At 67.6% G+C, this 24,597-nt stretch carries 27 protein-coding genes; 4 read left to right on the top strand and 23 right to left on the bottom strand.

Going from position 1 to position 24,597, the window contains the following annotated elements; genetic code table 11:
- Window positions 1-50: 50 nt before the first annotated feature.
- The 7 genes from SM757_RS17550 to nifV are packed head-to-tail and all read right to left on the bottom strand — an operon-like array spanning window position 51 to window position 5,680.
- The gene (locus tag SM757_RS17550; protein ID WP_322466469.1) at window positions 51-506 is read right to left on the bottom strand and encodes a ferritin-like domain-containing protein; all 456 of its coding nucleotides are present in this window, start codon (window positions 504-506) and stop codon (window positions 51-53) included.
- 9 nt (window positions 507-515) lie between these two features.
- The gene (locus SM757_RS17545; RefSeq protein ID WP_322466468.1) at window positions 516-815 is read right to left on the bottom strand and encodes a ferredoxin family protein; all 300 of its coding nucleotides are present in this window, start codon (window positions 813-815) and stop codon (window positions 516-518) included.
- On the bottom strand, window positions 812-2,128 hold the full coding sequence (locus SM757_RS17540) for an FAD-dependent oxidoreductase (protein ID WP_322466467.1): 1,317 nt from the start codon (window positions 2,126-2,128) through the stop codon (window positions 812-814). Before SM757_RS17540 ends, SM757_RS17545 begins: the two co-directional genes overlap by 4 nt.
- A gap of 9 nt (window positions 2,129-2,137) precedes the next feature.
- Entirely contained in the window at window positions 2,138-3,235 is a 1,098-nt protein-coding gene (locus tag SM757_RS17535) for an electron transfer flavoprotein subunit alpha/FixB family protein (protein WP_066341897.1), read from the bottom strand.
- A 25-nt stretch (window positions 3,236-3,260) separates the two neighbouring features.
- Window positions 3,261-4,109 (bottom strand): electron transfer flavoprotein subunit beta/FixA family protein, encoded by an 849-nt coding sequence (locus SM757_RS17530; protein WP_066341898.1) that lies wholly within the window; start codon window positions 4,107-4,109, stop codon window positions 3,261-3,263.
- 52 nt (window positions 4,110-4,161) lie between these two features.
- On the bottom strand, window positions 4,162-4,512 hold the full coding sequence (gene nifW, locus SM757_RS17525) for a nitrogenase stabilizing/protective protein NifW (protein ID WP_066341899.1): 351 nt from the start codon (window positions 4,510-4,512) through the stop codon (window positions 4,162-4,164).
- 25 nt (window positions 4,513-4,537) lie between these two features.
- Window positions 4,538-5,680 (bottom strand): homocitrate synthase, encoded by a 1,143-nt coding sequence (gene nifV / locus SM757_RS17520; RefSeq protein ID WP_322466466.1) that lies wholly within the window; start codon window positions 5,678-5,680, stop codon window positions 4,538-4,540.
- A 268-nt stretch (window positions 5,681-5,948) separates the two neighbouring features.
- Between nifV and SM757_RS17515 the strand changes: the two genes are divergently transcribed.
- From SM757_RS17515 to SM757_RS17505, 3 genes are all read left to right on the top strand, one after another.
- Window positions 5,949-6,677: a Crp/Fnr family transcriptional regulator gene (locus SM757_RS17515; RefSeq protein WP_322466465.1), complete on the top strand. Its 729-nt coding sequence runs from the start codon at window positions 5,949-5,951 to the stop codon at window positions 6,675-6,677.
- 35 nt (window positions 6,678-6,712) lie between these two features.
- Window positions 6,713-7,069, top strand: a complete 357-nt coding sequence (cowN, locus tag SM757_RS17510) for a N(2)-fixation sustaining protein CowN (protein WP_157119245.1) — start codon at window positions 6,713-6,715, stop codon at window positions 7,067-7,069.
- Between the two features lie 111 nt (window positions 7,070-7,180).
- Entirely contained in the window at window positions 7,181-8,110 is a 930-nt protein-coding gene (locus SM757_RS17505; protein ID WP_322466464.1) for a LysR family transcriptional regulator, read from the top strand.
- Between the two features lie 55 nt (window positions 8,111-8,165).
- Here the strand turns inward: SM757_RS17505 and fdx are convergent, their stop codons facing one another.
- From fdx to nifE, 15 genes are all read right to left on the bottom strand, one after another.
- Window positions 8,166-8,546: an ISC system 2Fe-2S type ferredoxin gene (gene fdx, locus SM757_RS17500; RefSeq protein ID WP_322466463.1), complete on the bottom strand. Its 381-nt coding sequence runs from the start codon at window positions 8,544-8,546 to the stop codon at window positions 8,166-8,168.
- 11 nt (window positions 8,547-8,557) lie between these two features.
- The gene (hscA, locus tag SM757_RS17495) at window positions 8,558-10,453 is read right to left on the bottom strand and encodes a Fe-S protein assembly chaperone HscA (protein WP_066341905.1); all 1,896 of its coding nucleotides are present in this window, start codon (window positions 10,451-10,453) and stop codon (window positions 8,558-8,560) included.
- Window positions 10,454-10,467: 14 nt separating this feature from the next.
- Window positions 10,468-10,791 carry a HesB/IscA family protein gene (locus tag SM757_RS17490; protein ID WP_066341906.1) on the bottom strand — a complete coding sequence of 108 codons (324 nt, stop codon included), beginning with the start codon at window positions 10,789-10,791 and terminating at the stop codon, window positions 10,468-10,470.
- A gap of 78 nt (window positions 10,792-10,869) precedes the next feature.
- Window positions 10,870-11,283 carry an iron-sulfur cluster insertion protein ErpA gene (gene erpA / locus SM757_RS17485; RefSeq protein WP_084267893.1) on the bottom strand — a complete coding sequence of 138 codons (414 nt, stop codon included), beginning with the start codon at window positions 11,281-11,283 and terminating at the stop codon, window positions 10,870-10,872.
- A 59-nt stretch (window positions 11,284-11,342) separates the two neighbouring features.
- Window positions 11,343-11,762, bottom strand: coding sequence for a Fe-S cluster assembly scaffold IscU (gene iscU, locus SM757_RS17480; protein ID WP_066341907.1), 420 nt, complete (start codon window positions 11,760-11,762; stop codon window positions 11,343-11,345).
- A gap of 62 nt (window positions 11,763-11,824) precedes the next feature.
- A complete protein-coding gene (locus SM757_RS17475) occupies window positions 11,825-13,039 on the bottom strand; it encodes an IscS subfamily cysteine desulfurase (RefSeq protein WP_322466462.1) in 1,215 nt (404 codons plus the stop codon).
- Window positions 13,040-13,297: 258 nt separating this feature from the next.
- Window positions 13,298-13,651 (bottom strand): ribonuclease HepT family protein, encoded by a 354-nt coding sequence (locus tag SM757_RS17470; protein WP_322466461.1) that lies wholly within the window; start codon window positions 13,649-13,651, stop codon window positions 13,298-13,300.
- A 380-nt stretch (window positions 13,652-14,031) separates the two neighbouring features.
- A complete protein-coding gene (locus SM757_RS17465) occupies window positions 14,032-17,910 on the bottom strand; it encodes a Calx-beta domain-containing protein (RefSeq protein ID WP_322466460.1) in 3,879 nt (1,292 codons plus the stop codon).
- 170 nt (window positions 17,911-18,080) lie between these two features.
- Window positions 18,081-18,482, bottom strand: a complete 402-nt coding sequence (locus SM757_RS17460) for a nitrogen fixation protein NifQ (RefSeq protein ID WP_084267894.1) — start codon at window positions 18,480-18,482, stop codon at window positions 18,081-18,083.
- A 2-nt stretch (window positions 18,483-18,484) separates the two neighbouring features.
- Window positions 18,485-18,790 carry a ferredoxin III, nif-specific gene (fdxB, locus tag SM757_RS17455; RefSeq protein WP_066341910.1) on the bottom strand — a complete coding sequence of 102 codons (306 nt, stop codon included), beginning with the start codon at window positions 18,788-18,790 and terminating at the stop codon, window positions 18,485-18,487.
- A gap of 115 nt (window positions 18,791-18,905) precedes the next feature.
- Entirely contained in the window at window positions 18,906-19,109 is a 204-nt protein-coding gene (locus tag SM757_RS17450; protein ID WP_066341911.1) for a CCE_0567 family metalloprotein, read from the bottom strand.
- Window positions 19,102-19,578 carry a NifX-associated nitrogen fixation protein gene (locus tag SM757_RS17445; RefSeq protein ID WP_066341912.1) on the bottom strand — a complete coding sequence of 159 codons (477 nt, stop codon included), beginning with the start codon at window positions 19,576-19,578 and terminating at the stop codon, window positions 19,102-19,104. Before SM757_RS17445 ends, SM757_RS17450 begins: the two co-directional genes overlap by 8 nt.
- The gene (gene nifX / locus SM757_RS17440; RefSeq protein WP_066341913.1) at window positions 19,575-19,985 is read right to left on the bottom strand and encodes a nitrogen fixation protein NifX; all 411 of its coding nucleotides are present in this window, start codon (window positions 19,983-19,985) and stop codon (window positions 19,575-19,577) included. The genes SM757_RS17445 and nifX overlap by 4 nt, the downstream gene beginning before the upstream one ends.
- A gap of 31 nt (window positions 19,986-20,016) precedes the next feature.
- Window positions 20,017-21,420 (bottom strand): nitrogenase iron-molybdenum cofactor biosynthesis protein NifN, encoded by a 1,404-nt coding sequence (gene nifN / locus SM757_RS17435; RefSeq protein WP_322466459.1) that lies wholly within the window; start codon window positions 21,418-21,420, stop codon window positions 20,017-20,019.
- 27 nt (window positions 21,421-21,447) lie between these two features.
- Complete coding sequence (gene nifE / locus SM757_RS17430) at window positions 21,448-22,857, bottom strand: nitrogenase iron-molybdenum cofactor biosynthesis protein NifE (protein ID WP_066341915.1); 1,410 nt, start codon at window positions 22,855-22,857, stop codon at window positions 21,448-21,450.
- Between the two features lie 244 nt (window positions 22,858-23,101).
- On the opposite strand from nifE, the gene corA reads away from it, so the two are divergent.
- A complete protein-coding gene (gene corA / locus SM757_RS17425) occupies window positions 23,102-24,070 on the top strand; it encodes a magnesium/cobalt transporter CorA (protein ID WP_066341921.1) in 969 nt (322 codons plus the stop codon).
- Between the two features lie 72 nt (window positions 24,071-24,142).
- Here corA and SM757_RS17420 read toward each other — a convergent pair whose 3' ends face one another.
- Window positions 24,143-24,490: a 2Fe-2S iron-sulfur cluster-binding protein gene (locus SM757_RS17420; RefSeq protein WP_066341916.1), complete on the bottom strand. Its 348-nt coding sequence runs from the start codon at window positions 24,488-24,490 to the stop codon at window positions 24,143-24,145.
- Between the last annotated feature and the right edge of the window lie 107 nt (window positions 24,491-24,597).

The following is a 24,597-nucleotide window of genomic DNA, read 5'->3' as shown; positions in this document are numbered from 1 at the left end:
CGGTGGGAGCCGCGGGCGAAAAGCAGCGGCGTGCCAGGGCCAACCAGCCTTCAGGCGGCGCAGCGGGCCAGGAGCTTTTCCAGCTCGGCCACGTGCTCTGCCTCTTCGTCGGTGAACTCCTGCGCAAGCAGGCGCACCTCAGGGTCGGCCGTGGTGGCGGCGATGGCGGCGTAATACGCATGGCCGCGCCGTTCGCTGGCAAGCGCCAGTTCCAGCGCCTCGCGCGCGCCCATCTGGGCATCCACGCCCACCCAGTCGGCCGTCTCGGGCGAGGTGCCCTCGGGCCAGACGTACTCGTCACGGCCCAGCGGCGGCACGTCACGGAAGCCGGCACGGGCCTTGGCCTGCGCCAGGTGCTGCCGCGAATAGCGGGCCATCTTGGAGAAGAAGGCCTTCAGCTCCGCATTGCCATCCGTGCCCATGGCGGCGGAAAGTTCCTCGTAGCGCCGGGCCGCCTCGCGTTCAAGCTGGACGGCGTGGGCCAGGAAGCGTTCAACGTCATTCATGCAATGTGCTCAACCGAACTTGAAAAGGATGCCGTGGCCGCCGCGCGGATACTCCCACGCGACGTTGGCGTGCTCGGTGCAGACCACCCGGCAACTGCCGCACTCCAGGCAGCCGTCGGTGATCAGCGTGACCGTGCGGTTGCCCTCGGCCTTGTAGCAGGCGGCCGGGCAGACGAAGGTGCACTGCTGGCCCTTGCACTCGTTGGAACAGACGTCCGCATTCTTGATCTTGATGTGCGGGCGGCCGTGGTCGACCTTGTAGCGGTTCTGGAACAGCTTTTCTTCGACGTTGACGACGACGGCGTTCATCGGAAGGCCTTCCAAAGTTTGAATGCGTCGGAGACGAGGCCGCCCAGGCGCCGGGCGGAGCGGAAGCTGCCGAAGATCTCTTTTTCCTTCGTCTTCTTGTCGATGCCGTCCACGGTGAACATGGTCTGCGCGGCACGGTTGAGCAGCGACGGGTAAGCGTTGAAGAACTGCGGCGAGGTGTGCAGCACCTGCGGCATGTCGCGGTACTTGTGCAGGTCCTTCATGACGAAGCTCTCGTCGAGCGACTTCTTGTAGGCCGACAGGGTCGAGGCCGTCATGTCCTTGCCCGCGGCCTTGGCGGCGATCACGGTCTCGCCGGCCAGGCGGCCCGTGGTCATGGCCAGGTTGGAGCCTTCGCGGTGCGCGGCGTTCACGAAGCCGCCGGAGTCGCCCACGATCATCCAGCCGTCACCGTACACCTGCGGCACGGCGTGGAAGCCGCCCTCGGGGATGAGGTGCGCGGTGTACTCCTTCATCTCGCCGCCCTCGATCAGCGGGGCGATGCTCGGATGCTTCTTGAGCCTTTCCAGCAGCGCGTAAGGCGCGGTGCGCTGCGGGTTGGCCTTGAAGTCGGAGAGCATGCAACCGATGCCGATGGTGAGCGAGTCCTTGTTGGTGTAGAGGAAGCCCGTGCCCACCATGCCCTCGGTGACCGTGCCCATCATTTCGATGACCACGCCCTCCTCGTCCTTGATGTTGAAGCGCTGCTGGATGACCTCCTCGGGCATGAAGAGGATCTCCTTGACCGCCAGCGCCACGTTGTCGGCCTTGATCTCGCCGTGCAGCCCTGCCTTGCGCGCCAGCGTGGAGTTCACGCCGTCGGCCAGCACCACCACGTCGGCATACACCTCGCCGCCGATGCGGTCGCAGCGCACGCCCACCACGCGCTTGCCGTCCATGAGCAGCTCTTCGACGGTGGTCTCGCAGATGAGCAGCGCACCGGCCTCGCGCACCTTGGACGAGAACCACTTGTCGAACTGCGCGCGGATGATGGTGTAGCGGTTGTAGGGCGGCTTGTTGTAGTCATCGCTGCGGTAGTGCGTGCCGACGAAGGACTTGTCGTCCAGCACCCAGATGCGCTGCTCGATGATGTGGCGCTCCAGCGGCGCGTCATCGCGGAAATCCGGGATGATTTTCTCCAGCGCGTTGGAGTACAGGATGGCGCCCTGCACGTTCTTGCTGCCGGGGTACTCGCCGCGCTCGATCTGCAGCACCTTCAGGCCGGCCTTGGCCATGGTGTAGGCGGCGGCATTGCCCGACGCGCCCGCACCCACGACGATGGCGTCAAACTTTTCCTTGGCTTGCTTGGCCATGTGCGCTCCTTAGGCGACCTTGCGGATGCGCTTTTCCAGGTGCGTACGGAACGCCTGGGTCAGCACGGGCAGCACCTGCATCGCGTTGCCGACGATGCCGTAGTGTGCGAAATCGAAGATGGGGGCGTTGGGATCGGTGTTGATGGCAACGATCACGTCGGCGCCTTCCATGCCCACGCGGTGCTGGATGGCGCCGGAAATGCCCGCGGCGATGTACAGGCGCGGACGCACGGTCTTGCCCGTCTGCCCCACCTGGCGCTCGTTCTCGGCCCAGCCGGCCTGCACCGCGGCGCGCGTGGCGCCCACTTCGGCGCCCAGCACGCGGGCCAGTTCCCACACGAGCTTGAAGTTGTCGGCGTTCTTCAGGCCCTTGCCGCCGGAGACGATGATGTCCGCGTAGGCCAGGTTGATGGTGTTGCGCTCGGCGTCGGGGATGAAGCTCAGCAGCTTGGTGACGATGTCCGTCTCCACCATGCCCAGCGCCATCTCGATGATGTCGCCGGTGCGGGTGTCGTCGCGCCGGGGCATGCGCATCACGCGCGGGCGCACCGTGGCCATCTGCGGGCGGTAGGCCAGCGTCATGATGGTGCACAGCAGCGAGCCGCCGAAGGTGGGGCGCGTGGCGGCCAGCGCGCGGCCGTCGATGTTGAGCTCGGTGCAGTCGGCGGTCAGGCCCGTGCCCAGCGTGGTGGCCACGGAGCCGGCGAGGTCGCGGCCCATGGTGGTGGCGCCCAGCAGCAGGATTTCCGGCTGGTACTTGTTGACCAGGTCGGTCAGGCCTTTGGTGAAGGGCTCATTGCGGTAACCCTTGAGCACCGGGTCGCGCATGATGTAGCAGTGGTCGGCGCCGTAGGCGTAGGCCTCCTTGGCGAAGGCGTCCAGCGTCTCGTCCGGGCCGCCCATGACCACGCCGCTGACTTCAACGCCCAGCTTGTCGGCCAGCTTGCGGGCTTCGCCCATCAGTTCCCAGCTCACCGGGTTGACGTGGCCGCGGTCGTGTTCCACGAACACCCACACGCCCTTGTAGCACTTCAGGTGCTCGGGCAGCTCGGTATTGCGACCGCCGCGCGCGGCGGGGCGGGCGGCAGGCTTGGCAGCTTCGCTCATGTCGTTCTCCTGACTTGGGCACTCATCAAGCGCTCAGGCGCTCGACCGTCTCTTCTTCGAGCGTCGGGTGCGTGGTGAAAATCTTTTGCAGCAGGTTGAGGCAGACGTCGTTGACGCTGGTATCGGCCACAACCATCATGTCGGCCTTCTCGCTGCGCGGCGTCGGGCCGAACACCTTGCTCACCACCGTGGGCGAGCCCTTGAGGCCGATCTTGGTGACGTCTTCGATGCCGGCATCGTCCTTGTTCCAGCGGCGCACTTCGCAGCGGCCGGCGCGCAGCATGTCGTCCATGGTGGCGAAGCGCATCTCGTTGGTGCCTTCGAGCATGGTGATCAGCGAGGGCAGCGTCGTGTCGAGCAGTTGCACGCCGCCTTCGGCGCGGCGCTCGACCTTGATGCGGCGGCCGTCGAGGTCCACCTCGACGATGCGGCTGACGTAGGTCAGCAGGTTCATGTTCAGGCGCTTGGCGATGCCGGGGCCGACCTGCGCGGTGTCGCCGTCAATGGTCTGCTTGCCGGTGAACACCAGGTCCACCTGCTGCTCCTGGCTGATCTTGCGGATGGCCGCGGCCAGCGCGTAGCTGGTGGCCAGCGTGTCGGCGCCGGCGAAGGAGCGGTCGGTGACGAGGATGGCGTCGGTGGCGCCGAAGCTCAGGCACTTGCGCAGCGCATCTTCGGCCTGCGGGGGGCCCATGCACAGCACCGTGACGCGGCCGCCGAACTGGTCCTTCAGGCGCAGCGCCTCTTCCAGGGCGAAGAGGTCGTAGGGGTTGACGATGGCCGGCACCCCCTGGCGCATGATGGTGTTGGTGACCGGGTGGACGCGAATCTGCGCCGAATCCGGCACCTGCTTGATGCAGACGACGATGTGCATGGCAACTGTTCTCCTGAGAATCGGCTCTTGAGGCTGTTGAGTGGGGTGTCGCTCAGCCCGCGGCGCGCGCGGCGCGGCGCTCGGCCAGGCTGTCGCGCAGCGAGCTCAGCTGCACGTGCTGGGTGCCGTCGGTGTCCTGGAACACCTTGAACACTTTTTCCTTGGCGGGCGTGGAGGACACGAAGTCCTGGTAGGCCTGCACCAGCAGCTCGCGGTAGCGGCGGAACAGCTCCACCTCGTCCAGCCCGGCCAGGCCTTCGGTCTTGTGCAGGTATTGGTAGAAGCGCTTGAGGATGTGCAGCCGGTTGACGTGCACGGTGCGCTCCTCGAAGGGCACGCCGAAGAAATTGAGGAAATCCTCGGCGCTGGAGAGGGCCTTGAGGCGCTGGGTGAACGAGTCCATGTGGGGTCTCCCGGGGTGGTTCCGTTCAGGCGGCCAAGTGCTGCCGCATGGCGGTGTTGAGGTAGAGGTGGCGCAGGTCGGCGTCGGTCAGGGGCTGCTTGCGGGTGACGGCCAGGTCGCGGATGTGCAAGAGCAGTTGCTCGGCCTGGCCATCGCCCAGCGCCAGCCCCAGGCGTGCGCAGGCGGCGCGCACGCCGTGCGTGCCCGAGTGCTTGCCCAGCACCAGCTCATGCGTGCGGCCCAGTTCCTCGGGGGCAAAGGCTTCGTAGTTGCCGCGGTCCTTGAGCAGGCCGTCGACGTGAATGCCGGACTCGTGGCGGAACACCGCCGCGCCCACGATGCTCTTGCCCGCGGCTACCGGCCGGTTGGCGGCTTGCGCCACCAGTTGCGAGAGCATCGGAAGCTGGCGCATGTCCACGCCGCAGTCCACGCTGTACAGGTGGCGCGCAGCCATGGCCACTTCTTCCAGCGCCGCGTTGCCGGCGCGCTCGCCCAGGCCGTTGACGGTGGTGCTGGCGTGCGTGGCGCCGGCGCGCAGCGCGGCCAGCGTGTTGGCCGTGGCCAGGCCCAGGTCGTCGTGGGCGTGGATCTCGATGTCCAGGTCGGTTTCGGCGCGCAGCCTGGAGATGCGCTCGTAGGTGGCGAACGGGTCCAGCACGCCCAGCGTATCGGCGTAGCGCACGCGTATGGCGCCGTGTGCCTGCGCCACCTGCGCGGCGTGGCAGATGAAGGCGGGGTCGGCGCGCGAGGCGTCCTCGAAGCCCACGCTGACCGTGGCGCCGGCGTCGCGGGCGCGGTCCACGAACTCGGCGATGGTGGCCAGTACCCAGGCGCGGTTGCGGCGCAGCTTGCCCTGGATCTGCTGGTCCGACACGGCCACCGACATGTGCACGATGTGCGCGCCGCAGCGCAGCGCGGCTTCCAGATCGGTGCGCGTCATGCGCGCCCACACCATGGTGCGCGCACGCTTGACGTTGGAGACGATGGTGCGGATGAGCTCCACCTCCTGCTGGCCCATGGCGGGAATGCCCACTTCCATCTCGCCCACGCCGGCTTCGTCCAGCGCGCTGGCGATGGCCAGCTTCTCCAGGTCGGTGAACGCCACGCCTGCCGTCTGTTCGCCGTCGCGCAGGGTGGTGTCGTTGAGAACGAAACTGATTGGCTTCATGGGGGCTCCGGTTTCCGGACGTCGTGGCCGGGGCGTTCGCAAGCCCCGTGCCATGTCCTTCGTGCCCCTTAAGCCATTGACTGGCAAGCGTTTTTTCGCTGTTGTGCCCCCGCGCCGGGGGATGTGTGTTTTGTCGTCTTACCTACAGGGCGAACGTGCGGCGATCGGCTGGAGTGTCTGCGGCTTGCCCTGCATCAAGCCGCGGCCTTGCACCGTGGCGTCAAAGGCATTTCAGCGTGGTGGCCCGCTTGTTGCGCACAGGCGTGCCATGAATCCGAGCGATTTCGTGCAGTTTCTCCAATCGCCCGCCGGGACGGCGTTCCTGGGCGAGTTCACGCCGCGGCGCTTCGCGCGCGGGCAGATGGTGAGCATGCCGGGAGGCGCGGTGAACAGCGTGTTCATCGTCCGCAGCGGCCGCTTGCGCATTTACCTGGCCGACGAGCAGCGCGAGCTCACGCTGGCCTTTCTGGAGCCGGGCACCCTCTTCACCACGCACACGCCCACCTTCGTGATGGCGGTAGAGCCCACGGAGCTGAGCCTCATCGAGACGCGGCATTTCACGGCCTGCCTGGCGCGGGCTCCTGCGGCCGTGGGCGCCATCATGCGAACGCTGGGCACGCTGCTGGGCAGCACCATCGCCATCGTCGAGAACCTGGCGTTTCGGGACGCACGCCAGCGCCTGGCGCACTTTCTCCTGGACAGCGCGCGCCGCCGCGGCAGCGTTGCGGCGGACCAGGGCGGCGGCTGGGTGGTGCCGCTGCGCATGTCGCTCACCGACATCGCGCTGCTGCTGGGCTCGCGGCGCCAGACGGTGTCGGCCGTGCTGGGCGAGATGCAGCGGGACGGGCTGGTGCGCCGCCAGGGCCGCCAGCAGCTTTTCATTCCCGACCTGGCCCGCCTGGAAGCCTGGCTGCGCGAGGGCACGGCGCGAGACGCCGCGCGCGAGGCGCGTGAAACGTCCGCTGCGCGACAGACGGCGGTGGCGCGTGCGCCCTAGCCTTGCAGGCATCGCAACCCAACGCGCTTTCAGCCATGTCCTGCATCTGCCGCAATTCACAGTCCGCTGCTCAGGCCGCCACCGGCGACTCGCCAACCCCGACGCCCCACGCCCAGGGCGCCACCGACCGCTACGTGTCCTTCCAGGGCATCGATTGCGAAGGCAACACGCGCCGCGTGATGGCGCTCATAGACCGCTACACCTTGGGAGGCGAGCCGCTGGATGCCTTCTGGAGCTACTTCCACAAGCGCCGTGCCGCCACGCTGGGCCCGCGCTTCGACGACTTGCTGCTGCTCTCCAGCTTCGTCAACCCGGTGCGCGAGTTGTTCGAGGCCAAGGGCGACGCCGAAGGCCTGGCGCTGCTGGAGAAGCTCGAAGACGAGTGCTTCTGAGCACCAGCCGACCGCTCGAAACGCGCTTCGGATTTCACAGCATGGGATTTGCGTGAGTTTTGCAGGCAATCCCGCCGGAGGCTTTCAAGCGGCGCTTTAAAGTCGCCGCCCATGGAAAGCTTGGCCAATCTTGAATCCTTCGTGCGTTCCGCCGAGTCCGGCAGTTTTTCCGCGGCGGCGCGGCAGCTTGGGCTCACGCCTGCCGCGGTGAGCCGCAACGTGGGGCAACTGGAGCAGCGCCTGGGGGTGCGGCTGTTTCACCGCTCCACGCGGCGGCTGGAGCTGACGGAGGCGGGCGAGCGCTTCCTGTCCTCCGTGGACGGCCCGCTGCGGGCGCTGCGGGCTTCCATGGCCGATATCGGTCCGCAGGGCGACGCGGGCGGCGGCGTGCTCAAGGTCAGCATGGCGCGCGCGTTCGGCCTGGCCCATGTGCTGCCGCTGTTGCCGGAGTTTCGTGCGCAATGGCCTCGGCTCCAGCCGCAGTGGCATTTCGAGGACAGGGCCGTGGACCTGGTGGCCGAGGGCTTGGACGTGGCCATAGGCCCGGGGCTGGAGCTTGGCTCCGGCGTGGTGACGCGGACGCTGGCGCCAGCGCATCTGGTGGCGGTGGTTGCGCCGGCCTACATGGCGGGGCGTGCCGCGCCCAACCTCCCTTCGCGGCTGGCGGCGCTGGACGGCATCGTGCTGCGCCCGCCGGCGGGTGGCCGGGTGCGGCATTGGTCCATGCGCCAGGCCGACGGCTCTGCGCAGCAGGCCCTGCTGTCGGAGACCCTGGTCTTCGACGATCCGACCGCCGTGCGCGAAGCCTGCCTGCTGGGCTTGGGCGTGGCGCTGCTGCCGCTGGCCGATGTCCTGTTGCCCCTGCGGCGCGGCGCGCTGGTACGGCTGCTGCCGCAGTGGTGGGCGGACGCCGGCACCATCGCCGTGGCCCATGCCGCGGATGCGCCGCAAGGGGGCAAGGCACGGGCGTTCGTGGATTTCCTCGTGGAGCGATTCACGGCCGAGAGCCTGGCGCGCCGGCTGGACGCCAGCGCACCCTGATGCACGCCTGCCCCTGAGACCCTTGGACAGCGGCCCTGCCGCTGCCGCGCTGGCCTCAGCGCTCGCGCGCGTGGTTGCGCGTGAACTTGGGCAGCTCGATGACGAGCTCCGGCCCCTTGACCTTGACGCAGCAGGACAGGCGCGACTGCGCGTCCAGCCCCCAGGCGTCGTCGAGCTGGTCCTCTTCCTCTTCGTCGGCCGGGGCGAGGAATTGGGCCCCCTCGCGCACGTGCACGTGGCAGGTGGCGCAGGCGCCCACCTTCTCGCAGGCGTGCTCGATGGCGATGCCGTTGTCCAGCATGGTGTCCACCAGCTTGCGCCCGGGCTTGGCCTCAAAAACCTTGCCCTCGGGGCACAGGTCAGGGTGCGGCAGCACGCGGACGTGCGTGAGCACCACGGGCTTGGTGGCGGTGGCGTCCTTGGCTTCGGTGCTCATGGTGGCGGGCCTCAGGCTGCGATCTGGTCCATGCGCTGGCCCGAGAGGGCCTGGCGTATGCGCACGTCCATGCGCCGTCCGGCAAAGGGCGTGGTGATGTTGTTGAGCGCGGTGGAGGCGGCGCGCAGCGCGTCGCGCAACCGGCGCCAGTCTTCCTGCGTGCCGTCCAGCGACGCGCTTTCGGCCAGCAGGTCGGCCACGGCCTGCATGCCGGCCAGGATTTCCTGGCGCTCCTGCGGCTGCAGCAGCGCCTCGCCGTCCTCGCGCAGCGCGGCTTCGGTGGCGTCGATGAGGCGGCGGGCGTCGATCTGCGCCTCACGCAGCATGCGCGCGGCGCTGTCGTCGGCCGCGGCGCTCATGGCGTCCTTGAGCATGCCGGTGACGGTCTCGGTGGCCAAGCCGTAGCTGGGCTTCACTTCCACGTGCGCCTGCACGCCGGAAATCTGCTCGACGGCGCTCACGGAGAGCAGCCCGTCGGCGTCGATCTGGAAGCTCACGCGGATGCGCGCGGCGCCGGCGGCCATGGGCGGGATGCCGCGCAGCGTGAAGCGCGCCAGCGAGCGGCACTCGCCTACCAGCTCGCGCTCGCCCTGCACCACGTGCAGCGCCAGGGCGGTCTGGCCGTCCTTGAAGGTGGTGAAGTCCTGTGCGCGAGCCACGGGCACGCTGCTGTTGCGCGGGATGATCTTCTCGACCAGGCCACCCATGGTCTCGATGCCCAGCGACAGCGGGCACACGTCCAGCAGCAGCAGGCCGTCGCCGGTGCGGTTGCCCGCGAGCTGGTCGGCCTGGATGGCCGCGCCCAGGGCCACGGCCTGGTCCGGGTCGATGTCGGTGAGCGGGGGCTTGCCGAAAAGCTTTTCGATTTCGGCGCGCACCTGCAGCAGCCGGGTCGAGCCGCCGACCAGCACCACGCCGTCAACCTCTTCGACGCGCAGCTTGGCGTCGCGCAGCGCGCGCTTGACCGGGCCCAGGGTGCGTTCCACCAGGGGGCGGGTCAGCTCGTCGAAAGCGGTGCGGGTGAGCGTGAGCACGGCCTCGCTGCCGTCGGCGCGCAGGCAGCGCATGTCGACGGCTTCCTGTTCGCTGAGCGCCTCCTTGGCCCTGCGCGCCGCGGCCAGCAGCGCGCCGGTTTCGGAAGTCCAGCCGCCGGTGGCGGCCATGAAGTGTTCGGCCAGGCGGTGGTCGAAGTCGTCGCCGCCCAACATGGCGTCGCCGTTGGTGGCGATGACTTCGAAAACGCCGCGCTGCAGCCGCAGCACGGACACGTCGAAGGTGCCACCGCCCAGGTCATAGACCACGAAAGTGCCTTCGCTGCCCTTGTCCAGGCCGTAGGCGACGGCCGCGGCGGTGGGTTCGTTGAGCAGGCGCAGCACGTGCAGCCCGGCCTGCTGCGCGGCGTCCTTGGTGGCCTGGCGCTGCGCGTCGTCGAAGTAGGCAGGCACGGTGATCACCGCGCCCACCAGCGCGCCGCCCAGCGCGCCTTCCGCGCGTTCGCGCAGCGCGCGCAGCACCTGCGTGCCCACCTCCACGGGGCTCTTGACGCCCTGGCGCGTCTGCACGCCCACGGCGGTGTCGGACAGGGCTTGCAGCTCGTAGGGCAGCATGGCCTTTTGCACGTCGGCCAGGCGCCGGCCTATGAGGCGCTTGGCCGAGGCGATGGTGTTGAGCGGGTCGGAGGCGGCCAGGGCCTGGGCCTCGTGGCCTACCGTCACGCCGCCGAAGGCGCCGTAGTGGACCACCGAGGGCAGCAGCGCACGGCCCTGCTCGTCGCTGAGCACCTGGGGCACGGCGCTGCGCACCGTGGCCACCAGGGAGTTCGTGGTGCCCAGGTCTATGCCCACGGCCAGGCGGTGCTGGTGGGGGGCGGCGCTGCGACCGGGTTCAGCGATTTGCAACAGGGCCATGGCCTTGCTCCTTCTTAGACGGCGAAGCTCTCGCCGCAACCGCAGGTGGCGCTGGCGTTGGGGTTGTTGAACTTGAAGCCCTCGTTGAGGCCTTCGCGCACCCAGTCGAGCTGGGTGCCTTCGATCATGGGCAGGCTGGCCGCGTCCACCAGCAGCGTCACGCCTTCGCTGTCAAAGCGCAGGTCTTCGGCGCCGAGCTCGTCGGCAAACTCCAGCGCGTAGGCATAGCCGGAGCAGCCGCTGGTCTTCACCGCCAGGCGCAGGCCCAGCCCGCCGCCGCGTTGCGCGAGCGCCTTGCGGATCTGGTTCGCGGCCTTGGGAGTCACGCTGATGGACATGGGGAATGCCTTTCTGTGTTCATGGGCCCGCGCGTGCACCGTAGACCGGCGCGCGGGCCTGATCGGGTCGAACGGAAATCAGACGGAGAAAGAGCTGCCGCAGCCGCAGGTGCTGGAGGCGTTGGGGTTCTTGATGACGAAGCGAGCGCCTTCGAGCTTGTCCTCGTAGTCGATCTCGGCGCCCACCAGGTACTGCAGGCTCATGGCATCCACCACCACCTTGACGCCGTCGCGCTCGATGCGGAAGTCATCTTCCTTGCGTTCGTCGTCGAAGGCGAAGCCGTACTGGAAGCCCGAGCAGCCGCCGCCGGTGACGAAAATGCGCAGTTGCAGCGCAGGATCGCTCTCCTCGGCCAGCATCTCCGACACCTTGCTCACCACCGCTTCGGTCAAGCGGATGGGGTCGGTGCCCTCGGGCAATTCGATGGGGGCCGGCGGCACGGCGGAGGTGCTGCAGCTGCCGGAGGCGTTGGGCTGGGATTGGCAGGCCATGTGGGTTCTCCTGGTGAGAAGGTGGCGTGGATCGTTGAGTGGGAGACGGTGGCTGGGGTTCAGCCGTTGCTGCTGGCGCAGGCCGCTTGCTCGGTGACGGGGCTGCGGCGCGAGCGGTAGTCGGCCACGGCCGCCTTGATGGCGTCCTCGGCCAGGATGGAGCAGTGGATCTTCACCGGCGGCAGCGCCAGCTCCTCGGCGATGGCCGTGTTCTTGATGGCCAGTGCCTGCTCCAGCGTGCGGCCCTTGACCCACTCCGTCACCAGCGAGCTCGACGCGATGGCCGAGCCGCAGCCGTAGGTCTTGAACTTGGCGTCCTCGATCACGCCGGTGTCGGGGTTGACCTTGATCTGCAGCTTCATCACGTCACCGCAGGCCGGTGCGCCCACCATGCCGGTGCCGACGCTATCGTCGGTCTCCAGGCTGCCGACGTTGCGCGGGTTTTCGTAATGGTCTAGGACCTTGTCGCTGTATGCCATGTGACGTGCTCCTGGTCTGGACTGGATGTGTTGGCGGTTTCAGTTGGTCGGCAGACGTGGTGTCAGTGCTCGGCCCACTGGATGGATTTGAGGTCTATGCCGGCCTGGTGCATTTCCCACAGCGGGCTCAGGCTGCGCAGCCGCTCCACGGTGGAGCGCACCTGCGCGACGGCGGCGTCAATCTCGTCCTCGGTCGTGAAGCGGCCCACCGAGAAGCGGATGGAGCTGTGCGCCACCTCGTCGGACAAGCCCAGCGCGCGCAGCACGTAGCTGGGCTCCAGGCTGGCGGAGGTGCAGGCCGAGCCGGAGGACACGGCCACGCCCTTGATGCCCATGAGCAGCGACTCGCCCTCGACGAACTCGAAGCTGACGTTGAGGTTGTGCGGCACGCGCTTGTCCAGGCTGCCGTTGACGCGCACGGCCGGGATGTCCTGCAGCCCGGCCAGCAGCCGCTCGCGCAGCGCGCGGATGCGCTCGTTCTCGCGGCCCATGCCTTCCTTGGCCAGGCGATAGGCCTCGCCCATGCCCACGATCTGGTGCGTGGGCAGCGTGCCGGAGCGCATGCCGCGCTCATGGCCGCCGCCGTGGATCTGGGCCTCGATGCGCACGCGCGGCTTGCGGCGCACGTACAGGGCGCCTATGCCCTTTGGACCGTAGGTCTTGTGCGCGGACAGGCTCAGCAGGTCCACCGGCAACGTGCTCATGTCGATCTCGACCTTGCCGCTGGCCTGCGCCGCATCGACGTGGCAGAGAATGCCGCGGGCACGGCACATGGCGGCGATGGCGGGGATGTCCTGGATCACGCCGATTTCGTTGTTCACCCACATCACCGACACCAGGATGGTGTCCGGGCGAAGCGCGGCCTGCAGCGCGGCGAGGTCCAGCAGCCCGTCCTCCTGGACGTCGAGGTAGGTGACCTCGAAACCTTCGCGCTCCAGCTCGCGCATGGTGTCCAGCACGGCCTTGTGCTCGGTCTTGACCGTGATGAGATGCTTGCCGCGGCTGCGGTGGAACTGCGCCGCGCCCTTGATGGCCAGGTTGTTGGACTCCGTGGCGCCGGAGGTCCAGACCACTTCGCGAGGGTCGGCGCCTATGAGCGCGGCGACGTGCTCGCGGGCAATCTCCACCGCCTCTTCGGCTGCCCAGCCGTACGCATGGCTGCGCGAGGCGGGATTGCCGAACTGCTGGTAGAGGTAAGGCACCATCTGCTGCACCACCCGCGGGTCAACCGGCGTGGTGGCTGCGTAGTCCAGGTAGATCGGCTTTGCGCTGTCCATTGAAGGCTCCCGTGCTGCGTTGCCGGGTGATTCGCATGTACCGTGCCAACCCTGGGTCAGCGCGAAAAGTTGCGCTGCATCAAGACCTTATCAATTACTTTGGGTGCAAAGGCGCACATGCCGACATCGCCGCGCCGTTGGCGGTGTCGCTTTTGTAGGGTCTGCGACGCGAAGGCCGCCGGGGGCTGTGACCGCTCGCGCAGACGGGCCGGCGGGCAGCCGGGCGGAGTCCGCGCGGCTCGCGCAGGCTTCGCAGGTTTATGCGCGGTACTCGAACATTGCCGGCTCGGCGTTGCGGTACACGCGCAGCCACGACAGCGTGGCCGGCACCAGCGAGCGCGCGGCAAACCATGCGGTCTCGTCGCGCTGCGCCCCCTCGGCCGCCATCGCGGCGGCGGCACTGCGCCAGCCGTCCCATTCGAGCTCCGGCATGGCCGTGCGCACCTCAGGAGGCAAGGCGCCCAGCGTGTCGGCCATGGTGTGGAGCTGGCGCAGCACTTCCAGGCGCGTCAGCCGCGAGCGAAGGAACTCGGCCTCCTGCAGGTCTTCCAGCAGCATCAGCACGCCTTCGCCGGCTTCTTCTATGAGCTTGAACAGGGGGGCGGTGAACATGATGGCGGGGTGGCTGCAATTTCCGCGCCCGGCCGCACCGCCAACGTGCGGCCACGCACCGTTGCGCGCCACATAAATCCCTTGAGTGGTGAGTGTTTGATCCATGTCAGTTGCCTGCGCATCCGGCGATGAGGCCTGGCTGGTGTTGACGTCCGTCAGTATCCAGGCGGCATGCCGATGGTGCAATGCGTCTGCCCTGATCCGGGATGTGGGCCCGGCAAGGGCCCTTTCGTGTGTGAAGTTGCTAAAACAACTAAAACGGCATTGAGGCAGAGCCGGCCGAGGCGACGGCCGGTTGCCAAAAAATATCAGGCCGCCCTTGGGCGGCCTGTTTTCTTTTCCGGCTTGAAGGCGCGGCGCCGGACCGCGCCGCCCGGACCTCAAGCCACGAAGAGGTAGTCCGACAGTGCCGACGCGCCGCCCGTGGCCAGCACCAGCGGCGTGAGCTCGGCGGCGCTGATCAGCGCATCCGCGGCCGCGGCGCGGAACAGGAACACGCCGGTCTGCGCTCCGTTGTCCACGGCGAAGAGCCGGGCGTCGCCCACGGCATACGCCGACGTGGCCGAACCTATTGCCGCCGCGGCGCTGGCCGTGGTGATGGCGCCCGCGATGTCCTGGCTGAACACCACCAGTTCCGCTGCCGTACCGAAGCCGCCGGGCGCATTGCGCAACAGCGCGTTCTCGACCACGGTGTCGCCGTCTCCGACGCGCACGCCGGCCATGCTGAACAGCAGGCTGTCGTCGGCGCTGCTCCAGTCGGTGATGCTGTCCATGCCGGCCAGGTTGTCGAAGACGAAGCTGTCGGCCTGCGTGCCGCCGCTGAGCGTGTCGGCGCCAGCGGCACCGCGCAGCGTGTCGTTGCCGGCGCCCCCGGACAGCGTGTTGCCCAACGCGTTGCCTTGCAGCAAGTTCGTCGCGGCGTTGCCCGCGCCGCTGACAGCCGCGCCTCGCAGCAGCAGGTTTTCCAGTCCGGCGGCCAGCGTGTGGTTGATGTAGGCGACCACGGTGTCCGTACCCGACCCGCCGGTCTCGTCCGCCGTGTCACCGGCGGCCTCGACGATGTAGACGTCGTTGCCCGCGCCGCCGCGCATGATGACGCCGGCTTCGCCATCCAGCAGGTCGTTGCCGGCTCCGCCGTTGACGATGTTGGCCCCGGGCCGGCCGACGAGAACGTCGGCGTTGCCGGTGCCGGCGATGGTGAGCTGCCCGGCCGGCGCCGGGTCGTCGTCGACGATGGTCGCCACCACCGGCGTGCCGCCGACCACCGCATTGACCGCACTAAAGAGGTTGAGGGCAAAGGTTTCCGGCGTTTCCGCCACCAGGTTGTCCAGCAGCGGAATGCGGACCACCTGCATGGTCTGGCCGGGCGCGAACACCAGCGTGCCGCTGAGCGCGACGTAGTCGCTGCCATTGGCGGCGCTGCCGTTGGAGTTGCTGTAGCTGACGCTGACTTGCTGCGCCGACGGCGCGCTGAGGCTGACCACGAAGTCCAGTGCCGTGCCCGCCTCCGGCGCCCAAATCGCGGCGGCCGATACGGTGGGCGTGGCCGCCGTCGCCATATCGCTGGGTGCGATGGCCATGTGCCCGCGCACGTCGCCGATGGTGGCGTTGACTGCGCTGCTGAGTTGGAGGTCGAAGAACTCCACGCCTTCGGCCACTGCGTCGTTGCGCATCGGCACCAGCACGGTCTTGCTGGTCTCGCCCGGGGCGAACACCAGGACTTGGGCGGCCTGCGCGTCGTAGTCCGCCCCGGCCGAGGCCGTCCCGTCCGCGGTTGCCGCCACCACCGTGACCTGGCTGGTGCTTGGACGGTCCAGCGTGACGTTGAAGCGCGCGAACCCGCCGCCCTCGTCCGCGATGCCATCGTCCACCCTGATGACGGGCACGCCGCTGGGCGCGTCGTTGTCCTGGATCCAGCCCAGGCCCGCGCCATCCACGATGGTGGCGTTGACGGCGCTGAACAGGTTCAAGCGCAGCAGCTCGGCAGGTTCGGCCGTGGTGTTGTCCAGGACGGGGATGGACAACACCTTGGTGGTCTCCCCGGGCGCGAACACCAGCGTGTTCGACTGGGCGGCATAGTCGCTGCCATTGGCTGCCGTGAGATTGCTGTTGCTGTAGCTCACGCTGACTTGCTGCGTCGAGGGCGCATTGAGGCTGACGATGAACTGCAGCGCACCGTCGCTCTCGCCGGCTTGGGCGTCCGACACGCTCACCAGCGGCAGGATGGCCGCCGGCGCATCGTTGGCACCGATGAAGGCCCGTGCGCCGTTGTCCGGCAACGTGGCGTTCACGGGCGAGGACAGCACCAGGTCGAAGTACTCGGTGCCCTCGGCCAGCGCATCGTTGGCCAGTGCGACGGTCACCGTCTTGACGGTCTGGCCGGGGGTGAAGGTCAGGGTTTGAAGCACCTGTGCGCTGTAGTCGGCGCCCGCCAGCGCCGTGCCGTTGGCCGTGGCCACGTTGACGCTCACGTTGCTGGTGCTTGGGCGGTCCAGCGCAAGGGTGAAGGTGACGCTGCCTGCGGCCTCGTCCACCACGCTGTCCGCCACCTGGATGACGGGCGTGCCGCTCGGGGCGTCGTTGTCGTAAAGGGTGCCCAGCCCATCGTTGTCCACGATCACGCCGTTGACGGCGGAGAACAGGTTCAGGCGGGCGAACTCCACGCGCTCCTGCGTGGTGTCGTTCAGCACGGGAATCACGACCACCTTGGTGGTCTCCCCGGGCGCGAACACCAGCGTGTTGGACAAGGCCACGTAATCGCTGCCGTTGGCGGCCGTGACGTTGGAATTGCTGTAGCTCACGCTCACCGTCTGGTTGGACGGCGCGCTGAAGCTCACCACGAAGCGCAATGCCGTGTCGCTTTCATCAGCCACGGCGTCGGAAACGCGTATGAGCGGCTGCGCCACGGGCGTGGCGTCGTTGGCGCCTATGGTGGCGCGCCCAAAGGTGGGGGCTGCCAACACGCCGCCCACCGCGGCGGACAACTGCAGCATGAAGGTTTCGTCCAGTTCCGCGACGCCATCGTTGGCCAGCGCGACGCTGACGGTCTTGGCGACTTGCCCCGGGGTGAAGGTCAATGTCTGCGCCGCCAGCGCGGTGTAGTCCGAGCCGGCAATGGCCGTCCCATTGACCGTGGCGACGTTGACGCTGACGTTGCTGGTGCTGGGCCGGTCCAGTGCCACCGTGAAAGTGACGAAACCCGCGGACTCGTCCACGACCGTATCGGCCACGCGGATGACGGGCGTCCCGCTGAGCGCGTCGTTGTCATGGACGGTGCCCAGGCCGTCGTTGTCCACGATGGTGCCGTTGACCGCGGAAAACAGGTTCAGGCGTACCAGTTCCGTCCGCTCCGCCGTGGTGTCGTCGAGCACGGGCACCGTCACGACCTGCGTGGTTTGCCCAGGCAGGAAGACCAGCGTGCCGCTCCCTGCCAGGTAGTCGGACCCGTTGGCCGCGGTGACGTTGGAATTGCTGTAGCTCACGCTCACCTGTTGGGTGGCGGGAGCGCTGAGGCTGACCACGAAGCGCAGGCTCGCATCGCTTTCGTCGGCAACCGCGTCCGAAACGCTGATCAGCGGTGAAATCACCGGCGTGGCGTCGTTGGCGCCTATGGTGGCGCGGCCCAAGGCAGGCGCCGCCAGTACGCCGCCCGCGGGGGCGGACAGCACGAGATCGAAAGTCTCCGCGCCCTCGGCCACCGCGTCGTTGATCAGCGCCACGCTGACCGTCTTGGCCGTCTGGCCTGGCGAGAACAGCAGCGTCTGCGACAGTGCGGTGTAATCCGACCCGGCCAGTGCCGTGCCGTTGGCCGTGGCGACGTGGACGCTGACGTTGCCAGTCGCCGGCCGGTCCAGCGTGACCGTGAAGCTCACCACGCCGGCACTTTCGTCGACCACCCTGTCGCCCACGCGGATGACCGGCGCGCCGGGCAGGATCTGGTCGTTGTCGTAGATGGTGGCCCAGGCGGTGTTGCGGGCGATGGTGTCGTTGACCGGGCTGAACAGGTTGAGCAGGAAGAACTCGGTGCGCTCCGCAGTGGTGTTGGCCAGGATGGGGATGTCCACGGTCAGCACGGTCTGGCCGGGCGCGAAGGTCACGGTGCCTGAGCGCGCGCTGTAGTCGGAGCCGTTGGCGGCCGTGGCGTTGGAGTTGCTGTAGCTGACGCTGACGGGCAGCGCGCTGGGCGCAGTCAGGCGCAATGTGAAACGGGCAACCGTACTTGACTCGTCGACGTCGACGTCGTCCACCGTGATGGGCATGGCGCAGCTCTCCTTGCGGTTATGGGATGCCGGACGCAAGCTTTGTGTGCGCCGGCTCCGCAAGTGAGCTTAGGTATCGCCTCCCCTCGGGGCTTCCCCGGGTCTGGGCTAAGGATGTAATGAGCTATTGCACCGTGCCACGCACGGTGACCAAACACATCTGCCGCGCTTCAGGTTTCGGGGCCGAAGCACACCGGATGGTCGGTGCACACGGCGCAGCTGGGCGCCTTGCAGATGAAGATTTCCTCGCGCTCGCACAGTTGCTTGTAGAGGAACTTCTTCCATTTCATGTCGCCGGTATTGCGTACCACCAGCGAGGGGAACCAGTGCCTCATCAGCGCCGAGAGCTCGGCGCGCGAAGCCAGTTGCAGGTCCTGCCAGAGGTGGTTGTCACCCAGGCAGGCCACGGCCACGGTGTCGGCCATGTGCTCGATCTCGGCCGGTGTGCCGGCCGATGGATCGGCATGGTCCAGCAGCAGCTGCCTCACGTCCTGCACCTCGTCGTCGCGCGTGGCGCGGCGCGACAGGGCCATGGGCAGGGGCTGGGGAAGGAAACGCTGCTGGGAGAGCATGATCAGGCCGCCGCGGGAGCGTGCGTGTAGCACTTCTTGGGGCAGATCTTGGAGCAGGCGGTGCAGCCTATGCAAAGCTCCTTGTGGGCGATGGTCATGACTTTCTTCTCGTATTCCTCGTCATCGTCGCCATCGGGGTCCAGCGAGATGCGCTCGCCGTCCTCGTCGAGGCCGATGAGCTCGAGCACGCCGCGCGGGCAAACGCGGAAGCAGCGGCCGCAGCCGATGCACTTGTCTTCGTTGATTTCTTCAACGAAAGCCGGGGTCCAGCTTTCGCCCGAGGGCATGGTGACGCTGAAATTAGCCATGACAGTCTCTGTGTGTCGTGATGTCCTGTCGCCCTGAGGTATCGAGGGGCCCGCGGCCAGGCCTCGATACCTCAGTCCGAAAGGATTCCTCTTCCGATGATCCGGCGGCCTGGGGTCAGGCCGCCGCCTGGGCCGCGGCCAGCTTGGCGCGCGCGGCCATCAGGGCCTCGTGCGCCTCGTGGGCGATGCGCGCCACCTCGGGAATGCGTTCCCAGTTGGTGGGCAAGTCTTCGCTGAGGTCGTGCAGGTCCATCTTGGCCTGCGTGGCCTTGGCGTTGAGCTTCTTGAGCTCCGCCTTGATCGCGTCGATGTCAGCCATAGGTCGCAACCTCCTTGTACTGTTCGATCATCGAGATGCCCTCGTCGACCAGCTTGTTGCCCGCGTCGGCGAGCTTTTGCAGCGAGGCGTAGCCGAAGCGGTGCACGTCGCGCAGGTAGCGGTTGACGACGATGAGGCGCCCGGTGGTGAGCACCGCGCGGCCGAAGCCTTCGTGGCTCATTTTCATCATGGGCGACACCATGCAGCCCGTGGCGCGCTCGATGGCCAGGCCGATGGCGTTGTGGAACAGGTCCAGCCGCCACAGCGTATCGGGATCGGGGTCGCCCATGACCGGCATCTGCCGGCGCTGTTCGGCCGTGATGATGTAGGGCTCCAGCAGATTCAGGTCGCTCTTGCCTTCCCACGTGCCGTGGGTGTCCTGGGCGCGCAGCTGCTTGATCAGCTCGCGGATGAAGCGGTCCTGCAGCAGCGCCTCGTCGGTGCCGTGCTCCTGCACTTCTTCGCTCATTGTTTCACCTCTTCTTCGTCGAAATCGAAGCTCTTTTCCTTGCCCTTTTGCAGCGCCTTGCGCAGCCAGGGCGGCGGCGTGCCCTTGAGCACCCCCTGGAGTTTTTCCAGAATTTCGCTGATGGGGTCCGGGCCCGTCACCTTGACGGGATGGATGCCGCTGGCCACCACGCGCGCGGCGGCCGAGCCGCCGATGGCCGCCACGTAGACGATGGCCACGTCGTGGATGGCGGCGAGCTTGGGCGCGAGCTTGTCCTCGTCGCCGTCCTCGGCCAGGTTGTCGCCGAAGGCATAGTCCTCGATGAAGGTGGCGCCGTCGGCGCTCACCTCGTACACGGCCAGGTGCTTGGCCCAGCCGAAGTGCGCGTCCACGCGCTGCTGGTCCTGGGTGGCGAAGGCAACTTTCATGGGCGGGTACTCCTTGAGGGGGCGGTACGGTTCAAAGTCCGATTTCGGCAACGTCATCGCTCGCGGCAGCAGGCTGCGCCAGACCGGCGGCCGCTGCACGGGCCGCAGGCGTGAGCGGCCAATCGTCGGGGCTTGCATGGTGAATCTGATCCATCAACAGGTTGCCGACTTCGTAGACGAAGTTTCGGCTGCCGCGGTAACCGACGTGGCAAATGTGCGAGTTGCCGATGCGGTCGAACGTCGGAATGCCAAGCCGGAACAGCGGCTTGTTCAGACGCTGCGCGGCCTGCCGGCCATGCGAGTGCGTCATCAACAGGTCGCAGCCCGCGGCTTGTGCGCTGCGCTCCAGGTCTTCAAGGTCGCCGATCAGCACTTCGCCCGTGGGCATGCGCTCCAGCAGCGGCGACTTGGTGGTGGTGATGCACACCGACAGCTCCGCACCCATCTCGGCGAGGAAGTTGCCGGCCGACCACAGCAGGTCCGGCTCGGCGCCCAACGCCACCTTGACGTTGCCGAAGTGGAAGTGGCCATCCAGCATGGCGTCCACCAGCTGGCTGCGCTGGCGGCGCAGTTTCGCGGGCACGGGCTTGCCGCTGAGCTGGGCCAGGAACTTGATCAGGGCGTCCGATGCCGTCAGGCCGGTGAGCCGGTCGAACATCGTGTAGGGCACGCCGCAGCGGGCCTGCAGGGCTGCGGCGGCCGCGCGCATCTGCTCGCCTATGGCGATGGTGTGCTGCGCGCCGCCCAGGGCCTGCAGGTCTTCCAGCGCCGTGCCGCCCAGCGTCGTGCCCAGCCAGGCGTCGGGGATGTGGCCGTCCAGCGAGCCGGACACGTCCGGCGCGAACACGGGCTGCAGGCCGAAGGATTCGATGATCTCGCGCAGCTCCTCGATGTCGCCCGGCGTGAGGTGGCAGCCCGGCAGCACGGCCACCTTGCCGGCCACCTTGGGCTCGTCCTGGCGCGGCAGCTTGGCCACCAGCGCGGCGGCGGCGGCGGCCCAGCCGTCCTGGAAGGCGCCCACGTAGTCCGGCGTGGAAACGTAGACCACGGCGGTGTCGTTGAGCTCCGGGTGCTTCTCGTAGGCCAGCTTGATGAACGCCTCGACGTCGTCGCCCTTGGTCTCGGTCAGGCCCGTGGAGCAGATGGCGATGAGCCTGGGCTTGGCGCGGGTGCGGATGTTGATCAGCGCCTTTTCCAGGTTGTCGTAGCCGCCCATGATGGTGGTGGCCTCGTTCATCGCCGTGGTCTGCAGCGGGATGGCCTCCTTGAAGTGGCGCACCAGCAGCACCAGGCCGAAGGAGGTGCAGCCCTGCGAGCCGTGCATCACGGGCATGCACGAGGCCAGGCCCATGAAGGCGTAGCTCGCGCCCAGGGGCTGGCTCATCTTGAGCGGATTGACGGCGGCGGCTTTCTTCGACTCGGTGACCAGTGCCATGGCTTGCTCCGGTAAGTGGACTGCGGCTCAGACGGGCAATGCAGCTTGGGCGGTGTCTTCCCACGGGGCCGGCGCGCGCACCTGTTGCCACACGGGGTTGAAGATCGCCTTGTCGATCTCGTTGATCATGGTGACCATGCCCTCGTAGCCGGCGAAGGCGTAGTGGCGCTCCTGGTTGATGTCCATCCAGGGCATGCGCGCCTTGAGGGCCACGAACTGGCTGCGGCCGCCGCTGAGCATGATGTCGGCCTTGGCGTCGCGCAGCATGGCGTACATCTCGCGCGGGCTCAGGTCGTCGATCATGTGGGCGTCGTCGCCCATGATTTCCTTGATCTTTTCCTTGTCTTCCCGGGTGCTCTTCTTGACGCTGGTGCCCACCACTTCCAGGCCGGCCTCCTGCAGCGCCGAGACCACCGACCAGCTCTTGACGCCGCCGGTGATGAGCAGCACCTTCTTGCCCGCGAGGCGCTGGCGGTAGGCGCGGATGCGCTCGTAGGCGCGCGCCTCCTCCACGGCGATGAGCGCCTCGGTGCGGTCCTTGAGCTCGGCGTCGGCGCCCTGCTCCACCAGCAACCGCGCGATCTCGCGCAGCGTCATGCTCATGTCCGAGATGCCGTAGAACGAGCCTTCGAAGAACGGGATGTTCCAGCGCTGCTGCATGCGCGTGGCGATGTTGATCATCGACTTGGAGCACACCATCATGTTGACCTTGGCGCGGTGTGCGCTGGCCACCTCGCGGTAGCGGCCGTCGCCGGACATGCAGCTCAGTATGCGAATGCCCAGCGCATCGAGCATGGGCTTGACCTGCCACAGCTCGCCGGAGAGGTTGTACTCGCCGATGATGTTGATGTCGTAGGGCGTGGTGTACTCCGGCTCCATGGTGCCGACCACGTAGTCCAGCAGCGCCTCGGCGCCCAGCTTGTTGCCCAGGTTCTTGGGGCCCGCGAAGCCGGGCGCGTTCACCGGGATCACCGGGCGGCCGAACTTCTCCGCGGCGCGCTTGCAAACGGCCTCGATGTCGTCGCCGATCAGGCCGGTGACGCAGGTCTGGTAGACGAACACCGCCGCCGGGTCCTGCGTGTCCAGGATCTGGCGAATGGCCTTGAACAGCCGCTTCTCGGCGCCGTAGATGACGTCGAGCTCGTTGATGTCCGTGGTGAAGCCGATGCGGTACAGCTCCGAGCCGGAGGAGGCGCTGTGCCGGTTGTCCCACGAGTTGCCCTCGCAGGCGATGGGGCCATGCACAAGGTGCGCGACGTCCACGATGGGCTGCAGCGCGATCTTGGCGCCGTCGAAGGCGCAGCCGCCTGCGGCGGCACCGGGGGTGAGCTGCTTGGTGCAACCCTTCTTGCGCGCCTTCTCATCCTTGGCCTGGTTGATTTCACAACCGGGCTCATCGAAGACCTGCGCAATCTTGTCCTTCAGGCTGGGCAGCATGGGTTCTCCTAGGCGTGCGCTGTCTCCTATGCAGGTTCGATGCCAGGGTTTTCCCCGCATGATCTGGAACAAATCGGCCGCGCGGCGCGGGTTTAGTGGCCGCGGCTTGGACGGTTCGCGACAATTGCGACATGGGCGGCGCCAAAGCCCGATGCTCCTGGCCGCCGTGCCGCCCGCCCCGCTTCCAGCCGTGATGGGTTTCACGATGCGCAAGAATGGCGGGTTGTCCAGAAAGCCAGCCGCCATGCTCATCAACTGCGTCGTCTATCAGGAGGGGAAAAAGCTCTCCGACATCTCCGTGGAAGACATCAGCCGCTACGTGGAGCGGCCGGACTGCTTCGTGTGGGTGGCGCTGCGCGATGCCAGCGACGAGGAGCTGGCCACCATGCAGCGCGAGTTCGGCCTGCACGACCTGGCCATCGAGGACGCCAGCCACGGCCAGCAGCGGCCCAAGGTGGAGGAGTACGGCGACCAGCTCTTCGTGGTGATGCACACCGTGGAGATAGACGCGCTGGACCAGTTGCAACTGGGCGAGGTGGACGCCTTCGTGGGCCGCAACTTCGTGCTCTCGGTGCGCAACCGCAGCCGCCACAGCCTCCTGGGCGTGCGCCAGCGCGCCGAACAGGAGCCCCACCTGCTTCGCCATGGTGCCGGCTTCGTGCTGTATGGCCTGCTGGACGCGGTGGTGGACCGCTACTTCCCGCTCATCGACATGATGGAAACCGAACTGGAAGCGCTGGAGGCGCAGATCTTCGAGTCCGGCGCGGCGCGGCAGAACATCCGCCAGCTCTACCACCTCAAGCAGCGCATCATGACCGTGCGCCACGCCGTCACCCCGCTGCTGGAAGCCGTGAGCAAGCTCTGGCGCGGGCGCGTGCCCGCCGTGTGCGAAGGCAACCGTGAATATTTCCGCGACGTCTACGACCACCTGCTGCGCATCAACGCCAGCCTGGACTCGCTGCGCGACACCATAGGCACGGCCATACAGGTCAACCTGTCCATGGTGACCATCGAGGAGTCGGAGATCACCAAGCAGCTCGCGGCCTGGGCGGGCATCTTCGCCGCGGCCACGGCGTTTGCGGGCATCTGGGGCATGAACTTCGAGACCATGCCGGAGCTGAAGTGGAAGTACGGTTACCCGCTGGCCCTGAGCACCATCGTGCTGACCTGCGTGTTCCTGTACCGGCGCTTCAAGAAGGCCGGCTGGCTATGAAGCTCCCATGAAAAAGCGGCCCGCGGGCCGCTTTTCGGTTGGGGCGGGCGAGCCCGGCCGATCGCCGACCGATCAGAACTTCACCACGATGTCCTCGTTGCGGACGATGAACTGGCACGCCAGGCGGTAGGGCGGCGGCGTGTCGGCGTTCTCGGCCTGGGCGATCTGCTCCGGCGTGATCTTGCCGGACAGGCGCAGCACGGCCTTTTCCTTCTCCGTCAGGGCCACGGCGCACGGCGTCTTGTTCGACAGCACCATGACCTCCACGGCGCACGAGCCGCATTCGCCGTTCTCGCACTCGAAGTGCACGGGAATCTTGTGCGCCTGGGCCACGCTCAGCAGCGTCTGCGTGTCGCCCGCGACGGCATACACCGTCACGTCCTTCTTCATGCTTGGGGAAGAGAAAGTCACATTGGCCATGGGAGTCTCCTTGGTCTACCTCGAAAAAAGGCCCACCAGGCATGGGCAAACTTGCCATGCCGGGCGGGCCGGGGATGCTGATCGGAAAACGGCGTGATCAGCGGATG

Origin of the sequence: Azohydromonas lata, from assembly GCF_034427735.1 — a bacterium.
GTDB classification, from domain to species: domain Bacteria; phylum Pseudomonadota; class Gammaproteobacteria; order Burkholderiales; family Burkholderiaceae_C; genus Azohydromonas; species Azohydromonas lata.
Note: the sequence above shows the minus strand (reverse complement) of the source record. Positions and strands in the feature narration are given on the sequence as shown.

Excerpts from the sequence above, each read along its gene's own strand:
- nifV (WP_322466466.1), bottom strand. The coding sequence starts at position 5,680 with ATGAAGCCAATCAGTTTCGTTCTCAACGACACCACCCTGCGCGACGGC.
- SM757_RS17535 (WP_066341897.1), bottom strand. The coding sequence starts at position 3,235 with ATGAGCGAAGCTGCCAAGCCTGCCGCCCGCCCCGCCGCGCGCGGCGGT.
- corA (WP_066341921.1), top strand. The coding sequence starts at position 23,102 with ATGCTCATCAACTGCGTCGTCTATCAGGAGGGGAAAAAGCTCTCCGAC.
- SM757_RS17445 (WP_066341912.1), bottom strand. The coding sequence starts at position 19,578 with ATGAGCGAAGAAGTGCAGGAGCACGGCACCGACGAGGCGCTGCTGCAG.
- iscU (WP_066341907.1), bottom strand. The coding sequence starts at position 11,762 with ATGGCATACAGCGACAAGGTCCTAGACCATTACGAAAACCCGCGCAAC.
- nifX (WP_066341913.1), bottom strand. The coding sequence starts at position 19,985 with ATGAAAGTTGCCTTCGCCACCCAGGACCAGCAGCGCGTGGACGCGCAC.
- SM757_RS17545 (WP_322466468.1), bottom strand. The coding sequence starts at position 815 with ATGAACGCCGTCGTCGTCAACGTCGAAGAAAAGCTGTTCCAGAACCGC.
- hscA (WP_066341905.1), bottom strand. The coding sequence starts at position 10,453 with ATGGCCCTGTTGCAAATCGCTGAACCCGGTCGCAGCGCCGCCCCCCAC.
- erpA (WP_084267893.1), bottom strand. The coding sequence starts at position 11,283 with ATGGCCTGCCAATCCCAGCCCAACGCCTCCGGCAGCTGCAGCACCTCC.
- SM757_RS17475 (WP_322466462.1), bottom strand. The coding sequence starts at position 13,039 with ATGGACAGCGCAAAGCCGATCTACCTGGACTACGCAGCCACCACGCCG.
- SM757_RS17420 (WP_066341916.1), bottom strand. The coding sequence starts at position 24,490 with ATGGCCAATGTGACTTTCTCTTCCCCAAGCATGAAGAAGGACGTGACG.
- SM757_RS17540 (WP_322466467.1), bottom strand. The coding sequence starts at position 2,128 with ATGGCCAAGCAAGCCAAGGAAAAGTTTGACGCCATCGTCGTGGGTGCG.
- cowN (WP_157119245.1), top strand. The coding sequence starts at position 6,713 with ATGTCCTGCATCTGCCGCAATTCACAGTCCGCTGCTCAGGCCGCCACC.
- nifN (WP_322466459.1), bottom strand. The coding sequence starts at position 21,420 with ATGGCACTGGTCACCGAGTCGAAGAAAGCCGCCGCCGTCAATCCGCTC.
- fdx (WP_322466463.1), bottom strand. The coding sequence starts at position 8,546 with ATGAGCACCGAAGCCAAGGACGCCACCGCCACCAAGCCCGTGGTGCTC.
- fdxB (WP_066341910.1), bottom strand. The coding sequence starts at position 18,790 with ATGGCTAATTTCAGCGTCACCATGCCCTCGGGCGAAAGCTGGACCCCG.
- SM757_RS17530 (WP_066341898.1), bottom strand. The coding sequence starts at position 4,109 with ATGCACATCGTCGTCTGCATCAAGCAGGTGCCGGATTCGGCGCAGATT.
- SM757_RS17450 (WP_066341911.1), bottom strand. The coding sequence starts at position 19,109 with ATGGCTGACATCGACGCGATCAAGGCGGAGCTCAAGAAGCTCAACGCC.
- SM757_RS17505 (WP_322466464.1), top strand. The coding sequence starts at position 7,181 with ATGGAAAGCTTGGCCAATCTTGAATCCTTCGTGCGTTCCGCCGAGTCC.
- nifE (WP_066341915.1), bottom strand. The coding sequence starts at position 22,857 with ATGCTGCCCAGCCTGAAGGACAAGATTGCGCAGGTCTTCGATGAGCCC.
- SM757_RS17490 (WP_066341906.1), bottom strand. The coding sequence starts at position 10,791 with ATGTCCATCAGCGTGACTCCCAAGGCCGCGAACCAGATCCGCAAGGCG.
- SM757_RS17460 (WP_084267894.1), bottom strand. The coding sequence starts at position 18,482 with ATGCTCTCCCAGCAGCGTTTCCTTCCCCAGCCCCTGCCCATGGCCCTG.
- SM757_RS17515 (WP_322466465.1), top strand. The coding sequence starts at position 5,949 with ATGAATCCGAGCGATTTCGTGCAGTTTCTCCAATCGCCCGCCGGGACG.
- nifW (WP_066341899.1), bottom strand. The coding sequence starts at position 4,512 with ATGGACTCGTTCACCCAGCGCCTCAAGGCCCTCTCCAGCGCCGAGGAT.
- SM757_RS17470 (WP_322466461.1), bottom strand. The coding sequence starts at position 13,651 with ATGTTCACCGCCCCCCTGTTCAAGCTCATAGAAGAAGCCGGCGAAGGC.
- SM757_RS17550 (WP_322466469.1), bottom strand. The coding sequence starts at position 506 with ATGAATGACGTTGAACGCTTCCTGGCCCACGCCGTCCAGCTTGAACGC.
- SM757_RS17465 (WP_322466460.1), bottom strand. The coding sequence starts at position 17,910 with ATGCCCATCACGGTGGACGACGTCGACGTCGACGAGTCAAGTACGGTT.